Genomic DNA, 18,424 nt, shown 5'->3' with positions numbered 1-18,424 from the left:
ATTAGAACAGGTATCATCAACCTCGTCCTGTCCTATCCACCGAATCTCTCGAAACCGGCCCGGAGGTATATGGAGCCAGCCTGATAACCATCAGCGAAGGAATGTCTACGAAGAAACTCACGACTGGCGCGCTGCAGGTGGGACGACGAGTGCTCTCGACGCCGCCGGTTCGGCGGGTCATCGACCGCTTCGGCCTGCAGTCGTCGCTCTCGCAGGCGTACTGGGAACTGCTCTTTCGTAGCTCTGGCGGCGCACACACCCAGCGCATCGGCGACGCGAGCGTCACGTTCGAAGCCGCGACGGCGGACGAGTTTCGCCACTACCGCACGCTGGTCGACGAACGACCCATCATCGCCGACCTGCTCTCGCGGCTGGAACCGGACGACGTGTTCTACGATATCGGCGCCTACATCGGAAGCTACACCTGTCTCGTCGCGGCGGCGCTTCCGGATGGGGAGGTCGTCACCTTCGAACCGCGAGCGTCGAAAGCAGCGCGCATCGAGGCGAACCTCGTACGAAACAACCTGACTGCGGACGTGCGCCACGAGGCGCTCTCGAACGAGGCGGGCGAGGCGACGATGGCCATCGACGGAGTGGCACAGCTCTCGGCTCGCGGGACAGAACAGGTGACGCTCACGACCGGGGATTCGCTGGTCGAACAGGGCGAGATATCGCCGCCGACGGTCGTGAAACTCGACGTGGAAGGAGCGGAGCTCAATACGATTCGCGGCCTCGAAGCGACGCTCTCGCGACCCGAGTGTCGGCTGGTGTACTGCGAAGTGCATCCGACATTCCTCGGGGAGTACGACGCGAGCGAAGACGAGGTTCGGGCGGCGCTGGAAGAGTGTGGATTCACGGTCGAAACGATGCACGACCGCGGCGCGGAGTACTTCCTGCGCGCGGAGAAGGCGTAGTTCTGCGGACGAAGGAGATGTGGTTCTACGGACGAACGAGACGCTCTCGGGGCAGTTCTCGGAGTCGAGGCTGCCCCGCATGTTGGTGACGCGACCGCCATCACCCCGGATACGATCAGGACGGCGACTGGTTCGACGCACGATCTTCGTGCGGGGAACCGGGTGGGGCGATAGCGGGGAGAGAGTCGTCAGCCGACTTCGATCGGAGACCCTGACAGCTAGGTCAGGAAACCCGACTGGCTAGATCAGAAGGCCCTTCTTGTCCAGCTGCGACGGGGTGACGACTTCGACGTTCTTCTTCTTGATGTACTGGAGCACCTTCTCGAAGTCCTTCTCCGGCATGCCGTCGCCGCCGATCTTGTGGAACAGCGGGATGGTCAACTGTTTGTACCGCTCGGCGTAGTCAATCATCTGCTTCGTGGTGGCGACGCTGCTGTCACCGTACATGCGCGAGAGGATGGTATCCTTCTGGATGGCGGGAAGCGCATTCGGCGACGCACCGAAGCTCATCGTCAGGTCGAAGTGCTTCTGTGCGAGGTCGAACGTGTTCGGCCCGACGACGTTCTTCGGGATGGCCATGTACTTGTGGCCCTCGTAGCCGTACTTCTTGAGCCAATCCTTCGATTTCTTCATCAGCTTCTCCTGCTTTTTCGGCGACCGCTCGTTCATCGGCATCGCCTGCGTGTTCGGGTGGGCGATCATGTCCCAGCCGTTTCGCGTCATCTCGCGCATCTGCGTCTGCGTAAGGAAGTCATCCTGATAGACCGCGTCGGTGATGATGGCGTCGACGCCGGGGAAGCCGTACTTTTTCATCTTCTTGTACGCCTTCGTGTAGTGGGATTTGAGTCCGTCGTCGAAGGTGAGCATCACCATCCCTTTCTCCGGTGTGGGTACCGTCTTCAGGTCGTCGACGTGGAACTCGATCGGCTTGGTCGAGTTGGTGTCCACCGGACGACCCGTGATGCGGATCTCGTACACGGTCGAAAGGTCGATGGTCTTCTGGCGCTGGTCGCTCGTGACACCGAGGTTGATACGCACCCACTTGCCTTTCGGTCCGTAGAGCGTGCGCTTCATCTCGACGATGTGACCACGGTCTGGCGCATAGAGTTGGACGGAGACCTTCGTGTGGCTGTGAGAAGTACACTTGAACGCCAGCGAGAGGTTCTTGCCCTTCAGGTTAGCAGGGCTACCACCGAAGTTGGCACGGAATATCTTCCCTTCTTTCGTCTTCTTGCTGCCGACGATGTGTGCCGACTGTGATCCTTCGTACTTCTGTTTTGAGCTCTTCTTCAGCGTGCCCTGTCGCTCGACAGCGTGCCACTGGCCGAGCTTCTCGAAGCTCTCGAACGTCTGTGGGCCGCTTCCAGAGTTGTTGTTACCACTGGTCGTCGTGTCGCCGCCTCCGGTGCTGGTCGTGCCTTCACTGGAGGTCGTGGAGGTCGTTCCATCGTTGCCGGTATCCGCCTCGTCGCCGAATACACTCGAACATCCGGCGAGACTGGCCGTCCCGGCCGCACCAACCGTCGTCAGGAACATGCGTCGTGTCTGTCGTCTCATCGCTACCGTATCCAACCGGACAAAGGTATTTTCTTATATGGCGCTTAAGAGAGCAATGTGAATATTTACACATTTGTGAAATCAGCCCGCTAGAGACCGTTTACAACGTTTCCAACAGAGGGAAAACGGGGAGGGAATGAACTAGGCACCAGATAATTAAGATATACGGTCGATACGGAGATTTTGATGGCGGCAGACAGGCAAAATCGAACATCGACGAGTCGTAGAACCTTTCTCAAATTAACTGGAGCAATCGCCGGCTCGTCTGCGGCAGCGGGTGTTGCTTCCGCGGGTCACTCGAATTACGGAGATCAGTACGACGAAGTCATCGACGTGACTGACGTCGGAGCAGACAACAGCGGAGACGAATCCGTCACGCCCGTACTAGAAGAACACGCAGGAGACGATACGCTCCTCTACTTCCCCGAAGGCCGGTACTACATGGACGAACAGTTCCGCCACACCGGCTTCACGAACTTCGGTATGGTCGGTCACGACGCGGAACTCGTTCCAGCGAGCTACGAGAACTTCGACGATGACGGCGACGGGAACTATCGCCTCTTCCGGCTCGGCGTCGACTACGACCCCGGAAGAGACCTACGCGTAGAAGGCTTCACCGTCGACCAGACGAAAGACGATACCGGCATCCGTGTCGTCGAAGCCGAGGTAACCGACGGGGTGATCATCCGCGACATCGACGTCGTCGGCCGCCACGACAGCGGGACGTTCGGACCGCTCCGCGTCGTCGTTCACGACGCGGACGGTAGCGGTCTCGTCGAACGGTTCAAGGCACCGGATGGAGGCATCTGGACCGGCGATGCACCGAGCGATTCCCTGTGGCGTGGACCGAGCGGCATCATCTGCAACGCCGAGAACAAAGGGACGATGACGTTCCGCGACTGTGTACTCGGGAGCTTCCCGGACAATGGACTGTATGCGTCCGACGGTTCCGGTTCCATCCGGATCGAAGGTGGTCGCTTCCAGAACAGTCTGGGCTCGAACGTCCGTCTCGGCGGCAACAACAGCTACATCGAGGATGCTAGCATCCTCGTCGACAAGGACGACAACCACGGCGTCGCCCAGCGTGGCCTCCGCATCGAATCAGGAACCGGCCTCGTCGCACGGAACATCGAAGCTCGGACGAAGACCAAAAAGAACCCTGCTATCTGGGTCACGAAGAACGCGGACGAGGTAACGGTCGTCGATTCCACCATCACGGCTCGAACCGATGGCCCGACCCCTGCGGTCTCGATTCGAGAGTCTGCAGGTCAGACTCGTATCAAACAAACCACCGTCGACCACGAGTCAGGTGGCGGCCCGGCCATCAAAATCAAAGAAGGGGACGGGCCCGTCTCCCTCGAAAACGTCACCGTCGTCGGAAACGCTCCGACCGAAGGCACCCGAAGTGCCATCCAGAACAACCGTAACGACTGCGAGTTCCGCAATCTGAAAGTCGACCACGGCGGTGGGGAAGGTCGGCGAGCACTGACGAACACGGGTGACAACGTCGTGATCTCCGAAGGCGATTACGTCTCCGAAGACAACGCCATCGTGGAGGATGGCGTCGGCACGGTGATCGAAAGCGTCTCGGCACTCGCTCGTAGCGGCAACGAAGCACTTCGAATCACGAGCGACGCCGAAGACGTCACCGTCAAGGATTCGAATATCGGGAACGGTATCGACGACAACAGCCCGGACGGATACGACGGCGGCGGCAACAGTTCGGAGTACGACGGCGGCGACGAGAACGACGGAGACACCACCGATGATTCCGATGGAAACTCCGGCGGTGACTCTGGTGGAGATTCCGGCGGTGACTCTGGTGGAGATTCCGGCGGTGACTCCGGTGGAGATTCCGGCGGAGATTCCGGCGGCGACTCCGGTGGAGATTCCGGTGGCGACTCCGATGACGACAACAGTTGCTCCCGAGATTAGCAACGTTTGAGATCTCAGTCGGCCCCGCCGTCCCTGTTCTGACGCTTCGGCCCGTCGCCCGATGGGTGGACGGCACGGATATGGTAGGCGTCTGATCGCTCGCTGAGTCGTTCGATATCGAAGCCGTGGTCGCGGAGATACGCTTCGATTTCGTGGGTAGAAGTGCCGTAATCCGTGCTCAGATCGTGATGGAGTTCCGCGTACACGATGCGGATCTCCGAGAGAACGTCGTCGAATCCTTCGAGTACCTTGAGTTCCGCACCCTCGACGTCGATCTTGAGGATATCTGGCTTCGGATAGTGCCCCGATTCGACCACCGTCTCGCCCCGCCGAACGTCGATCGTGAGTTCACCATTCGCGGAGAGCGCGTGTTTCCCTTCGCCGTAGCTCTGGCTCTCCACTGCCAGCGACCCACGACCATCCTCGTCGGAAAGCGCGAGCTCTGCGATGGACCATCGACCGGCGGGAACGTTCGCGGAGAGGTTGTGCTGAAGGCGAACCGCGTTCGTCGGCATCGGTTCGAACGCGACGACCATGCCGTCCCGAAGACGCTTGCCGACGAAACAGGTGTGGGTGCCGATATTGGCACCGACATCGTACACCACGTCCGACTCACGGACATCTGCGAGCAGCGATTCGACGACATCTCGTTCGCCGACGAGCGAGGTGACCCGCTGGTACTCGGTACGGGTATCGGCCGCGAACTCGACCGTGTAGCCGCCGACGGTCACCGACGCAGACCACAGATGGAGCGCGAGTTTGACGTGCCAGTAGAAAGTGGCGAGCACTGGCGCGACCCCAGCCTGTTTGAGAAGATTCCACAGGCGGCTTCGGGCGGCCAGTCGCTCCAAATCCGGCATACGAATGCTTCGGGAAGCGAGGCATAAATATATGGCACAAATAACCGCCTGCGGGCGAACGACATGCATCCGCTTAGCAGGACCATAACAAAGGCTCCGAGAGCGATAGAGTCGTTCGAGTTACTGACTGTGCCGATTCGTGGCACGAGAACTGACGAAGGTCGTACATCGACGACCCAACCGTTTCTATCCCCGACCGTATCGTCCCGCTCACGTTCGCCGACGGTATCGAGGGAGAGAACGGATGAGCGTTGGAGAAGGTTACAGATGAGTGTCGAAGGAGAGGACAGATGAGTGGCCGATCACCACGCTCGTTGTTTCGCTGGCTGAAACGGACGCTGACACCCGGTGGCGGCGTCTCCGAGCGGGCGGTCAAAAGCGGTATCTGGGCGTCGATGGCGAACGTCGTCGGACGGGGGCTGCAACTCGTCAAACTCGTCGTCCTCGGAACCATCCTCCCGCCGACCGAGTTCGGGCTGGTCGCCATCGCACTCCTGGCGCTCGCAGCCATGAACCGGTCGTCGAAACTCGGTGTCCAGGAGGCGCTCATCCAACGAGAGGAGGACGACGTGGACGACTACCTCGACACGGCGTGGACGCTCGAAACCCTCCGGGGTGTGCTTCTCGCCAGCATCACGTTCCTCGCTGCGCCCACCATCGCTGCCTTCTTCGACGCACCGCGTGCGGTGGACGTGGTACGAGCGATGGCGCTCGTCCCGCTGGTGACGGGGATACAGAATCCCGGCATCGTCTACTTCCGCAAAGACCTCACGTACCACAAGGAGTTCGTCTATCTCGTCGGGAAGGCGGTCGTGTCGGTGACCGTCGCCATCGTCATGGCGTACCAGCTTCGGAACGTCTGGGCGCTCGTCTACGGCGACATCGCGGGCGTCGTAACGGCAACCCTGCTGTCGTACGTTCTGCACGATCATCGGCCTCGACCGCAGTTGAACGTCGGCCACACCCGGGAGCTCATCGGTTACGGGAAGTGGATCACGGCATCGGGGCTCGTCGTCTTCCTCATCACGGAAGGAGACGACGTGTTCGTAGGGTGGCTGCTCGGAACGACGGCGCTCGGTCTCTACCAGTACGCCTACAAGCTCTCGAACGCGCCAGCGACGGAGGTGACGAAGGTACTCTCGAACGTCATCTTCCCGACCTACTCGAAACTCCAGAACGACGCCGCGAACCTCCGACGAGCGTACTTCAAGACGGTACAGTTGACGACGTTCGTCTCGATCCCACTCGGGGTCGGTATCGTCGCAGTCGCGCCGACGTTCGTTCGTGCGTTCTTGGGCGACGAGTGGGTGCCCGCGATCACGGTCATGCAGTTGCTCGCGCTGTGGGGGCTGTTGCGCTCTATCGGCGCGACGACCGGCCCGCTGTTTCAGGCGGTCGGCAAGCCCGACATCCCCACGAAGATCCAGGTCGGCAAGCTCGTCATCATCGCCCTGACCATCTATCCCGCGACCGCGGCCTACGGTATCGTCGGTGCAGGCGCGGTCATCGTTGGTAACGCCCTCCTGTTCTCGACGCCCGTCTCGACGTACCTCGGCGTTCGCGTGGTCGGCGGGAGTCATCGGCGGTTCCTCCGCATCGTCGCCTACCCGCTCGCCGCGAGTGGCGTGATGTACGCTGCGGTGCTGTTCGTCGGGATGAACTCGCCCGTCGGTGGGATTCCGAAGTTCGTGCTCATGGTCGTTACGGGCATCGTCGTCTACGGTGCAGCCATCCTCTCGATGGAGACGTGGGGTGGCTACGGACTCCGAGACGTGTTCGAGACCGTCGTCGGTGCTGTCGGGAAGTGAGAACTGTTTCAGTTCCTCCTAAACACAATTTTCCTGATGTTATACTGTGTATAGTTAACCGTCATAGACACGATGGCTGAGACAGAGCCAACCGTGACACGAGCGAGAGGGAGAGCCGACGATATTTCGCCGTGGCACGGATCGAACCACCCTGCGGTGGCGACTGACGAGGTAGAACGATGAACAAGGAGATATTCGGCGTCTTTGGCGACAGGGACGAATTCGAGCGGTTCCGTTTCGAACGCGAGTTCGACGATATCGTGACGAGCGATGTCGCAACCGTCGGGATTCGAGACACTGGACTCGGGATACCGGGACGGAGCGCCTCCTACTCTGGAGAACTCGGATCGTGTGTCATCTGGGGGGAAGCCTACCCGAACAAACGCGGCTGGTCGGAGCCCGCCCGATGGCTGCTCGAAGAGTACGCAGAGAAAGGGACAGATGCGATCCGAGCACTCAACGGGTCGTATCTCGCATTCATCGAGCACGAAGGTGATGCGGTCGTTCTCACCGACCCTATCCGGTCGTGGGAGTGTTTCTACACGGACGACCCCGGTGTCCGCGTGTTCGGATCGGACGCGGCGGAGGTCGCAAAGACCATCGACAACCATACCATGCGCCGCCAGTCGGTCGGCGAGTTCCTCCACATGGGCGTCGTCCTCGGAAACAAGACGCTGTTTCACGAACTCCACCGCACCTCCTTCGACGGCTATCTGCGAGCCGACGAGATGGGCGAACTCGACCGGTTTGTCTACGACGAGCAGGAGATGGACTACGCGAGCGAACTCGCAGACCGCATGCAGCGAGCGATCCGCCGACGGTCGCGCCAACCCGGGAAGAAGGGACTGCTCCTGTCGGCGGGTTACGACTCGCGAACGCTGCTGTCGCAGTTCCCCGAGATCGAACACTGCTATACGGTCGGGATGCCAGACGCACAGGAGGTGAAAGTCGCCCGTCGGCTGGCGAAACAGTACGGCGTCGACCACACGACGCTGGTGACGAACGACCGCTACATCATGCCCGGCGAGCAGAAGGTACGGGACACCAACGGCATCAAGGAGTCCATCCACATCCACCACGCAGGCTACAACAACGATATCGAGGTGGATACGATGTACCACGGTCTCCTCTTCGATACGCTCCTGCGCGGGTTCGGACAGAAGCGGAGCGAACTCGAACTGTTCGGGAAGCAGGTTCCGCGAAAACGGATGGAGACCGACCCGAATCCCGTCGAGGCGTCGTTCGACAACTTCGGCTATCTCCCCGACGAGAGCCGGCAAGTCGCCGAGCAGTACACGTCCGACCCCGACGCCGCAGACGAGTTCGTCCGGCAGGCCATCGCAACCGAGTTCGATCGGTGCTGGACCCGCACCGACTCCGTGCAGAACGCCCTCTCGCTGTTCAGCATCAGCAACCAGCCGACGATCCCGTTCCGCACCCACCTCGCGGACAACTATCTCGAATCGTTCATCGCGGCGGACACGGAGCTGCTGGAATGGCACCTCCAGACGCCACCGGAACACCGGACGACCGAGACGTTCATCCGCGCGATCCGTCAGTTGGACGGCGACCTGTTCCGCCACCGACCGCCAGACCGCCCGTACACGTCGATGCTCCTCTCGGAGATGGAGCGATTCGCGCGTCGGAAACTGCCGTTCGTCAGGAAGTTCGAATCGGCGTGGCCCGACCGCCAGAAGGTGTACGACCGGTACAATCTGGATCAGCGCCTGTTCCCGGAGCACGAAGCGATCCACGAGTTACCGTCGCGGCACAAGCTCCGCATCAACGACATGGTCGGCTGGGTCGCCCAGTGCTCCGAGACGATGGTAAACCCTACCGACGTGCTCTATATGCCCGCAGAGACGCGGAGTTCCGACGAGGTACGCTCGGAGAACTGATTAGCAGCCGTATAATAAAACCCGCTCCACGAGATTACGAGGATAATGAGTACGAATAGCCGCTGGTGGTTCGTCGACCTCGTAGTGGCGCTTTTGCTGACCGTCCTCGGGGGCTATGCGGCCTACATCGGTCTCAGTGGACGATTGCGTGTCGCGCTCGTTCTCCCGCTCGTGGTCTTCCTTCCAGGATACGTTCTTATCTCGGCGATCTTTCCGGGCGGTGGCGAAGACGGAACACGGCGGTTCGGCATCGGCGAAAGTGACGCATCGTACGAACTCGGTGGCCCTGAACGGGTCGCGCTCGCGGTCACGCTGAGCGTCGCCATCGTTCCCATGATCGCTGCGGTGGCGAACTTCACGCCGTGGGGAGTGACGCTCCGCCCGATTCTGGTCGGAATCGTCGCCTTCACGGGACTCTTCACGCTCGTCGCACTCGTACGCCGGGTGCGCGTCCCCGCGAAGCGTCGATACTCACCTGGTGCTCCGGGCATCCTCTTCGGCTCGACGAGCCGACGCTCGGACAGCGGGACGACGACGCTCCTCAACGTCGGCATCGTGATCACCTTCCTGCTGGTGGCGTCTAGCGTCGGCTTCGCGGTGCTCAACCCGCCACAGGGAGAGCAGTTCACCGAGTTCTACGTGGAGACACAGAACATCGACAGCAACACGAACACGCTGTACCAGACCGACCTCGGCGGGGAAGGCGTCACCGTGAACGTCGGCAACCAGGAGGGAGAGCGCGTGCAGTACACCGTGGTCGCCGTCCTCCAGCGCGTCGAGAACGGAAACGTCGTGAAGCAAGCGCAGTTCGCGGAGAAGCAGGTGACCGTCCGAAACGGGCAGACCAAGAAAGTGACACTCCAGGGCGACCCGTCTATCTCCGGCGATAACGTCCGGCTCCGTCTACTGCTCTACAAAGGCGACCCCTCCGGCAACCCGTATCTGACGACCCGGCTGTGGCTCTCACAACAGAACGCCCCGATACAAGACAGCACAACAGACCAGGGATCGAACGACGGCGGCGAAAGTGGCGAGGGAGACGATAGCGGAAGCGACGACAGCGAAAGTACGACCGAGCCATCGCAGACGACGCAGACCCAGTCGACCACGTCGAGTACGACGACATCGTCCAGTACGACAGCGACGACGACCACGAGCGAAACGACGACGAGTGAGACGACGACGTCCTCCAGTACGACCAGCACTACGACATCGCCGAGTACGACCACGAGCGAAACGACGGCTAGTACGACCAGTACCACGACGACCGACGACGGGTTCCTCCCCGACCGTGACTCGAGCTACCTGAACGACCGATAGATGGTGTAGCCGTGGGAAGACGTCGCGTTCGGCTATCTCTGTACTCGCTGCCGGTGCATCTCGCTCGGCGACGGTCGCCGGGAACGAGAGAGGTGTTCCTCCTCTGGCTCTACGACGGGATGCCGGGCCTGCCGACACCGAACTGGCGAGAGCAGTGACTGCACTGAACCAGCGACCGTCCTGCTTGCGAGGTCGCACGCTCTCTGAGACCGGCGCAGTTTTCCAAGGGGGAACTGCAGTACAACGACCGCAGTACGACGGTCTGATAAAACTGCCGACACTCTGGCTGTGATGGAGTAGCACGCCAGTTTCGCCGAATGGCCGATTAGCCGCTACATAATGAAGAACGGGGGAACGAGATGGGAGAGTATGGACGCTGTTGTTTTAGCAGGTGGCTACGCGACGCGCCTGTGGCCGATCACGAAACACCGACCCAAGATGTTCCTGCCGATCGGCGAAACGACGGTCATCGACCGCATCTTCGCCGACCTCGAAGCAGACGACCGCATCGACACCGTCTACGTTAGCACGAACGAGCGATTCGCCGACGACTTCGAATCCCATCTCACAGAGAGCGAGTTCGAGAAACCACAGTTGAGCATCGAGGACACCTCGGAGGAGGATGAGAAGTTCGGCGTCGTCGGCGCGCTCGCCCAACTCGTCGAGCGCGAAGGCGTGGACGACGATCTGATCGTCATCGCGGGCGACAACCTCATCAGCTTCGACATCGACGACTTCGTCGACTTCTTCGAAGCCAAAGGTTCGCCCTGCCTCGCAGCCTACGACGTGGGAAGCGAAGAGCTGGCGAAATCCTACGGACTGGTCGAACTCGACGGCGAGCGCGTGGTGGACTTCCAGGAGAAACCCGACGATCCCAACTCGACACTGGTCTCCATCGCCTGCTACGCCTTCACCCGCGAGAATCTCCCCCTGCTCGAACGGTATCTCGAAGACGGCAACAACCCCGACGAACCCGGCTGGTTCATCCAGTGGCTCCAGTCACGTCACGACGTCTACGCCTACACCTTCGACGAAGCGTGGTACGACATCGGGACGCCCGAGAGCTACCTCGACGCTGTCGCGTGGTATCTCGACGGCGACACCTACGTCGCGGAGACGGCCACGCTGGAGGACTCCACCATCGGTGAGAACGTCCACGTGATGGATGGCGTGGAACTCGTCAACGCGAGCGTCGATAACGCCGTCATCTTCCCGAACGCGACGGTACGAGATTGCGAGGTGCGTGACTCTATCGTCGACGAGAAGACACACATCGAAAATATGGACCTGGCGGGTGCGCTTATCGGTGCACACACGCGAATCGCCTGATTACTGGTATCGTCTAACTCCCGATACCGCCTACTGGTACTGCTCGCAGACCTGACGGACGCCTTCTCTGAAGTTGACTTTCGGCTTCCATCCGGTCGCGTGCTTGAACTTCGTCACGTCGGCTTTCGTGTCGTGGACGTACACGTCATCCGGGATCGGGTTCTCGACGTAGACGGGTTCCACGTCGGTACCGAGTTCGTGGTTGATGTACTCGACGACGGTATCGAAGTCGTAACTCGTGCCGGTGCCGAGGTTGTAGATCCCGGTCAGTTCGTGCTCCGCCGCGAGCACTAGCCCGCGAACGATGTCGGAGACGTGGGTGAAATCTCGGGTCTGGCTTCCGTCGCCGTAGATCTCCGGCGAGCGACCGTTGGCGACGTCGTCGGCGAACTGGGCGATGATGTTGGCGAACTCGCCCTTGTGCTCTTCGGCACCGCCGTAGCCCTGATAGACCGAGAAGAATCGCATCCCGGCCATGTTCATGTCGTAGTGGTGGGCGAAGTACTCGGCGTAGCGTTCGCGGGAGAGTTTCGACGCTTCGTACCCCGTCCGGGCTTCGATATCCATATACTCCGGCGAGGGTTCCGTTCGACTCCCGTAGATGGAGGACGTGGAGGCGTAGACGACGGTATCACAGCCGTCGTTGCGGGCCTGTTCGACGGTGTTGACGAAGCCTTCGACGTTCACCCGCACACCTTTGGTCGGGTTATCCTCGTGCATCGCGTAGGAGGAGAGGGCTGCGAGGTGAAAGACCACGTCGACGTCCGTCGGCAGGTCGTCTTCGACGACACTCCGCTCGTGGTACTCGACGGCATCATCGAGATTTTCGGGAACGCCGAGGTAGCCGTCATCGATGGCGACGACGTCGTTCTCCTCAGCGAGATCGTTGGCGAGATTCGATCCGATGAACCCGGCACCGCCGGTTACGAGTACGCGCTTTTCCTGCATACCTCAGGGTCTACCGGGGCACTAGAAAAGGATTCCCCTCTATATCGACCGATCCGCACACATAGTGACATCTCCGTTCGTATAGAGGACGCTCTGACCGGGGCGACAGATGCTGTCACGCGAGACTGTTCGGCGAACCGGAACGCTCGCGTTCTTCTGCTGGTTGACCAGGCGGAACTGTGGTGCCCCTTTCGATTGATACTCACGATAGACGGTGATTGGATGGTCGGTCGGGCCACCCTTCACGGAGATGTTGGCCGCGTCCGCTGGATACGCCCCCGTTCTGGAGAACACCGTCTGGTAGGGGTGGTCGGTTCTGATTACCTGCTGGGGGAGGACGTTCGAGGAATCCGGCGACCCGGTCATGTCCGCGATGGTGTAGACGGCGGCCACCTCGGGTTCGGTGTAGGTGAGTCGCTCCTGTTCACCCGGGAAGACGGGGCTGTCGAGTGCGCCGTGACTCGACATCACCATCACGCTCGGGTAGAGGAGCGCCACAACGAGCAGCGTAGCGACGACGACGCGCCGGTCTAAGTTGTGGACGAGATAGCCCACACCGAGTGCGGCGAGGATCGCCATCGGCACGTAGAGGAACGCGAACCACCGCTGCGGGATGAAGTTGCGGATGCCGAACAGGGGCAGACCGAGGGTGAACACCGTCATCACGACGGTCGCGAAGAGCAGCGTGAACACCGAGTGCGAGATGCGCTTGCGACGCAGGACGTACAGACAGCCGACCACGGTCAGCCCGAACAGTATCAGGAAGCCAAGCGTGTCGATGTACGTCGCCACCTTCTGCATGAACGTCGGTGGTGGAAGCTTGATCTCCCCGGAGTTCTTACTAGCGAGATTGAGGACGCCGAAGCTCTCCTGCATCGTCTGCGCGAGATACGACAGCACCGTTTCGAGGAACGAATCCCCGTTGTATGGCGTGAACGACCACATGAACGTGATGAGGCCGATGTCGAACGCGAGCAGTCCGGCGAGGTTCACCGGCTCCATCTTGCGGTAGACGCCCGGTCTGCGTGCCGTCGTCTGGAAGATGCTGAGTTTGAGGACGAACTGCGCGAGTAGTCCCGAGAACAGGACGACGAGCATGATGAACGTCGAGACCTGGTGGGTCAGGATGATGGCGATGGAGAGGAACACGAGGAGGCTGAAGTCACGTGCGTTGTACTCCAACTGCATGATACGCAGGAGTGCGTAGAGGATGGCGATGAAGAACAACAGCCCGTGACTCGTCGGGATGAGGTGGATACCCCACTCGATGACGTAGTCACCGATCGAGTAGAGCAGCGCCGCGAACACCGCCCATCGCGCCGGTGCGAGGAGTTTCGTCGCCCCGTAGACGAAGAGGATGACCGTGGGCATCGCGACGCCGATGGAGAGGTAGAGCGCGTTACGGATGGACACGTCGTACAGCATCGCTGACGACGCGACCAGCAGATGGTACAGCGGTGCCGCGACGTGCTTGTTACCCTCCATCGCGGACAGCGAGTGCTGGTTGAAGACGCCCCGGGCTAACTGCGTCATATGCGTCCAGATGTCGATGCCGACGTACGATGGCGTGGTGTACATCGCCATGAACCGGACGACGACCGCCAACACGAGTATCTGCGTGAGCAGGAGCGAGGGGAGGAAATCCTCGTCGTCGGTGAACAGTATCTGGAGCATGATGAGCGTCCCTGCGACGCCCGTGAGGAGGTGGAAGAGGATGGAGCGCTGCCCGGAGTAGAGGGCAACAGCGACCATCGCTGCCGTCGTCACGAAGACCACACTCGGAAGGAGTTGTGCTATCGGCCGCGAGATAGCCGGAAACATCTCCATCGCCTCCCGGTCGTTACGAACCGCGAGGAGATAGAGCGCACAGGCCAGTCCGAGAACGATGGGGATCGTCTGGATGTATATCTGTGAGGCGAAAAACCGCAGCGGAAACAGCCCCAACGCGATGACGAAGCCGATGATAGCGGCGTCGACGTCGAGTCGTCGTTGATTCAACCAGCTGGATACAGATCCGAACATGCGTTATCGCCTCCGCCTATCGAGTCGTGGTTCCATCATCGTATTTAAACCTCCGCGCCAGATCGGTGCGATCGGTCGCGGGTTCGGTGAGTTCGGCCAGTGACTGCGCGCAGAATCACGTCGGTCGTATCGACCTTGTCGGCGAGCAGTCGCTCGCGTCGTTCCTGCCAATCGTCGTCGCCTTCGAGGATCTCGACCGCCTTCTCCAGTGCTCGCGCGTGGCGGTCGTCGCCCTGATAGTTGAACAGCAGTTCGTACCGCTCGTCCAGTTCGTCCGTGTAACCCATCGTGAGCGTGTTGACGTAGATGGCGGGCGTACCGAGGACGGCGCTCTCTGCCGCCATCGTCGCACCCTCGCCGACGAACAGGTCGGCGTAGGCCAGCAGGTCGTGCATCCGATGGGGTTCGACGGTCGCTCTGCGCGATTCGAGTTCCGACGGAAGCGACCGTTCCGAGGTGATGAGCACGTCCGCGCCAGCGGCTTCGAGTCGCGTCACGACGTCGCGCACGTCGTCGAAGCCGGACTGACCTATGTCGTGGGATGCGCCCCACTCGACCAGTCTGAGGACGACGAACGTGTCGTCAGGGTTCAGTCCGAGGTCGGTGACCACGGTGGGGTCAGGGGTGAACCGGTCGGGGTGGAGGTAGGCGAGTTCGTGATAGCCGTCGTATCGTACCTGTTTCGGCCCGACGCTCCCGGTGTAACAGTCGGGCGTGTAGACGGCGTCTGCGAACGGGAACGCGAGGTTCTGGATGAGTTTCGCGTGCTCCGTGTCGTAGAAGACGACGCTCCGCGCACCGCCGAGTTTGGCGACGTGAGCCGCCGCGACACCGCCGATGGCGGTTATCACGTCGGGTTTCAACTGCACCGCGCGACGAAGCAGGCGCGCCTCGTAGGTGGCCTGCACGCGCGCCAGTTGCGACAGCCCCGACGCAGTGCCAGCGAGCACTTCGTGGCTGATGTCGTATCGCTGGAGCAGTTCCACCGCCATCTCCTTCTCGCGGGCGAAGACGTGAACGTCGTGGCCCTCGCTCTCCAACTCCGCGATGGCGTTGCGGAAGAAGTGGACGTGCGCCGGATGCTGGATGGTGACGAACACCCTCATCGGTTCTCCCTCCTGTCGAGTACGATACCGACGAGAACGCCGACGACGCCCACGACGAGCGACGTGAGTGACTTGCGTGCGTCGTCGGTCTCCGTCCCCGTGAGCGTCGAACCGAGCGCACGAACGCCGAGGACGACGCTCAGCAGCGCACCGACCACGCCGAGACCGTAGGCGAGACCCAGCGGGTGGGTGCGATAACGCGATCCGAGTCGCCAGAGGAAGTTCCGGAGGAGCATGAGCGATACTTTGGGGATGTAGTCGCCGTACTCGATGCTGCTCTCCTCGTCGCCGTAGGTGGCGGGCATGTCCACGTCTTCGACTCGCATGCCAGCGACGTTCAGCTTCACGAGGATATCGTTGCAGTAGCCGTAGTACTCGTACATGCCTTCGAGGTCGATAGCCTCCAGCGCCGCCAGCGAGATAGCAGTGTAGCCGTTCTGCGGGTCTGTCACGTCCCAGTAGCCGCTAGCGATGCGGGTCAGGCCGGTCAACAGCCAGTTGCCCAGCAAGCGGAATCGCGGCATGTCGTGACGGTAGTCTGAGTTCGAGAGGCGGTTGCCCTTCGTGTAATCCGCCTCACCCGCTACGATGGGGTCGAGGAACCGGGTCATCATGCCGGGGTCCATCTGCCCGTCCGCGTCGATGGTGACGGTCACGTCGATACCGTCTTCGCGGGCGGCGAGGTATCCCGTCTTGATGGCCCCGCCAGCACCACGATTTTGCTCGTGTCGGATGCCGACGACGTGACCGTCTGTGTCGTCGCTCACGCCTGCGCGTGGCGCACGCTCGATGGCTGAATGTTCGCGAATCTCGTTCCACGTATCGTCGGTCGAGGCGTCGTCTACGGCGTAGACGCGGTCTACGAAGTCGGGAAGCGAATCGAGAACGTCGCCCACGAACCCTTCTTCGTTGTACGCGGGCACGACGACGCCTATCGTGTGCCCTTCGTACATCTACACCCTCCGATAAGCGAAGCCAGATTCAGAGACCGTTTCAGGATCGAACGCACCGGTCACGTCGACGAAGACCGGATTGTCGTTCATCTCTGTCTTTATCTCCTCCAAATCGAGATCGTAGAACTCGCGGTGTGGCGTGGCGAGGACGATACCGTCGAACTCCTCGACGGAGAACTCGTCGTCCTCCTGCACCGGGATACCGAACTTCTGCCGCATGATGGCGTTGTCGCCATAGGGGTCGTAGCCGACGACGTCGACGTCGAACTCGTGGAGTTGGCGGATGATACCGTCAACCTTCGAAGTTCGAATGTCGGCGACGTTCGGCTTGTAGGTCATCCCGAGCACGAGGACGCGACTGTCCTGGAGCGTCTTGCCCGCCTGGTTCAGCCCCTTTATCATCATGTTCGAGATGTGGATCGGCATCGACTCGTTCACGTCACGACTCTGTTGGATGAGACGCGGCGCGAAGCCGGACTGTTTGGAGCGGTGGATGAAGAAGTACGGATCGACCGGGATGCAGTGGCCACCGACCAATCCGGGTCGGTAGTGGTGGAAGTTCCACTTCGTGCCCGACGCTTCGAGCACGGCGCGCGTGTCGATGTCCATATCCATGCTGTCGAAGGCCATCGCCAGCTCGTTCACGAGGGCGATGTTCAGATCGCGCTGGACGTTCTCGACAACCTTGCTGGCCTCCGCGACCTCGATGGAGTCGGCTTTGTGAACTCCTGCATCGATTACGGTCGCGTAGAGTTCGGCGATATCGTCGAGAACGTCGTCGTTCATGCCACCCACGACCTTCACGACGTCGCGCAGGCCGTGTTCGGGGTCACCAGGGGTTGCACGCTCGGGGGAGTAGCCGACGTAGAAGTCCTCACCGCAGGTCAATCCCGACGTTTCCTCGATAGCCGGGACGAGCACCTCGCGGGTCGCACCGGGGAAGACGGTCGATTCAAGGATGACCGTCGTCTCGGGAGACATGTGTTCGCCGACGGTGTTCCCGGCGGCCTCGACGAAATCGAGGTTCGGTTGCTCGTTCTCGTCAACCGGTGTCGGGACGGTTATCATCACGTAGTCTGCGCGCGAGATATCGTCGGGGTCGCTCGTGTACGTGATCTCACTCTCGGCGATCGTCTCGTTGCCGAGGTCGCCCGTCGTGTCGGTGCCACCGCGAAGCGTCTCTACTTTCGTGTCGTCGATGTCGAATCCGACGACGCTGTACCCCTCTTGATCGAATCCGACTGCCAGTGGGAGTCCGACGTAACCGAGACCGACGACACAGATCGTCGCGTCCTGATTCCGTTTCGCGTCGCTCTCGTCGGTTCCAGCATACTCTGGCTGGCTGTCGATATCGCCTATCGTCGAGTTCATGGGTGATGATCCTCCGTCGTTCGCTCTCCAGTACCGTCCTGTCGGTGCCAGAGCGACCGGCAACGAGGGGAAATGGAGGCATTTTTCCTCCTCGCGTCTCTGATCGGTCGCAAGCCTCGCTTCAATTGATGAAACCCAGTAGGCTTTATTATACAGTGACTAAGGCGCTCGTACCCGAAATCGGCTGTTTCACCGGTCACTCACCGTGCCAAAGTACAACATGGAATACGTTCGAACAGGGCAGACACATCATCGCGTGTACTGGTCAGCGGCTCGTGACACGTTTCCAATGACAGACCATGCGAATGTTCATCGAAAAAATGGGAACGAGTGCCGTATATTGTGAAAGTAGGTGTAGTTCAAAAATCGATGGACAGCGAGAGGATGAACTCGATAAAACGGT

General features: G+C 60.8%; 14 protein-coding genes. 7 read left to right on the top strand and 7 right to left on the bottom strand.

Going from position 1 to position 18,424, the window contains the following annotated elements; genetic code table 11:
- Positions 1–101: 101 nt before the first annotated feature.
- Entirely contained in the window at positions 102–914 is an 813-nt protein-coding gene (locus ACR3FE_RS25760) for an FkbM family methyltransferase (RefSeq protein ID WP_458210702.1), read from the top strand.
- 240 nt (positions 915–1,154) lie between these two features.
- Here ACR3FE_RS25760 and ACR3FE_RS25755 read toward each other — a convergent pair whose 3' ends face one another.
- Positions 1,155–2,471: a polysaccharide deacetylase family protein gene (locus tag ACR3FE_RS25755; protein ID WP_458210701.1), complete on the bottom strand. Its 1,317-nt coding sequence runs from the start codon at positions 2,469–2,471 to the stop codon at positions 1,155–1,157.
- A 333-nt stretch (positions 2,472–2,804) separates the two neighbouring features.
- On the opposite strand from ACR3FE_RS25755, the gene ACR3FE_RS25750 reads away from it, so the two are divergent.
- Positions 2,805–4,406, top strand: coding sequence for a hypothetical protein (locus ACR3FE_RS25750; RefSeq protein WP_458210700.1), 1,602 nt, complete (start codon positions 2,805–2,807; stop codon positions 4,404–4,406).
- Between the two features lie 14 nt (positions 4,407–4,420).
- On the opposite strand, the gene ACR3FE_RS25745 is transcribed toward ACR3FE_RS25750, so the two are convergent.
- A complete protein-coding gene (locus ACR3FE_RS25745; RefSeq protein ID WP_458210699.1) occupies positions 4,421–5,266 on the bottom strand; it encodes an FkbM family methyltransferase in 846 nt (281 codons plus the stop codon).
- Between the two features lie 290 nt (positions 5,267–5,556).
- Here ACR3FE_RS25745 and ACR3FE_RS25740 point away from each other — a divergent pair, with 290 nt between their 5' ends.
- The 5 genes from ACR3FE_RS25740 (at position 5,557) to ACR3FE_RS25720 (ending at position 11,621) form a co-directional block, all read left to right on the top strand.
- Entirely contained in the window at positions 5,557–7,074 is a 1,518-nt protein-coding gene (locus ACR3FE_RS25740; protein ID WP_458210698.1) for a lipopolysaccharide biosynthesis protein, read from the top strand.
- A 179-nt stretch (positions 7,075–7,253) separates the two neighbouring features.
- Positions 7,254–8,972, top strand: coding sequence for an asparagine synthase-related protein (locus ACR3FE_RS25735; protein WP_458210697.1), 1,719 nt, complete (start codon positions 7,254–7,256; stop codon positions 8,970–8,972).
- Positions 8,973–9,017: 45 nt separating this feature from the next.
- The gene (locus tag ACR3FE_RS25730) at positions 9,018–10,292 is read left to right on the top strand and encodes a DUF1616 domain-containing protein (protein WP_458210696.1); all 1,275 of its coding nucleotides are present in this window, start codon (positions 9,018–9,020) and stop codon (positions 10,290–10,292) included.
- Between the two features lie 11 nt (positions 10,293–10,303).
- A complete protein-coding gene (locus ACR3FE_RS25725) occupies positions 10,304–10,450 on the top strand; it encodes a hypothetical protein (protein WP_458210695.1) in 147 nt (48 codons plus the stop codon).
- A 211-nt stretch (positions 10,451–10,661) separates the two neighbouring features.
- Positions 10,662–11,621 carry a sugar phosphate nucleotidyltransferase gene (locus ACR3FE_RS25720; protein ID WP_458210694.1) on the top strand — a complete coding sequence of 320 codons (960 nt, stop codon included), beginning with the start codon at positions 10,662–10,664 and terminating at the stop codon, positions 11,619–11,621.
- Positions 11,622–11,651: 30 nt separating this feature from the next.
- On the opposite strand, the gene ACR3FE_RS25715 is transcribed toward ACR3FE_RS25720, so the two are convergent.
- The 5 genes from ACR3FE_RS25715 to ACR3FE_RS25695 are packed head-to-tail and all read right to left on the bottom strand — an operon-like array spanning position 11,652 to position 18,021.
- Positions 11,652–12,569, bottom strand: a complete 918-nt coding sequence (locus tag ACR3FE_RS25715) for an NAD-dependent epimerase/dehydratase family protein (protein ID WP_458210693.1) — start codon at positions 12,567–12,569, stop codon at positions 11,652–11,654.
- Positions 12,570–12,608: 39 nt separating this feature from the next.
- The gene (locus ACR3FE_RS25710) at positions 12,609–14,591 is read right to left on the bottom strand and encodes a hypothetical protein (protein ID WP_458210692.1); all 1,983 of its coding nucleotides are present in this window, start codon (positions 14,589–14,591) and stop codon (positions 12,609–12,611) included.
- A 44-nt stretch (positions 14,592–14,635) separates the two neighbouring features.
- Positions 14,636–15,697, bottom strand: coding sequence for a DUF354 domain-containing protein (locus ACR3FE_RS25705; protein ID WP_458210691.1), 1,062 nt, complete (start codon positions 15,695–15,697; stop codon positions 14,636–14,638).
- A complete protein-coding gene (locus ACR3FE_RS25700) occupies positions 15,694–16,650 on the bottom strand; it encodes a glycosyltransferase family 2 protein (protein ID WP_458210690.1) in 957 nt (318 codons plus the stop codon). Before ACR3FE_RS25700 ends, ACR3FE_RS25705 begins: the two co-directional genes overlap by 4 nt.
- A complete protein-coding gene (locus tag ACR3FE_RS25695) occupies positions 16,651–18,021 on the bottom strand; it encodes a nucleotide sugar dehydrogenase (protein ID WP_458210689.1) in 1,371 nt (456 codons plus the stop codon). It lies immediately after the preceding gene.
- Between the last annotated feature and the right edge of the window lie 403 nt (positions 18,022–18,424).

Source organism: Haladaptatus rarus (genome assembly GCF_054177585.1).
The sequence above is the reverse complement of the archived record's forward strand: the minus strand, read 5'-3'. Positions and strand labels throughout refer to the sequence as shown.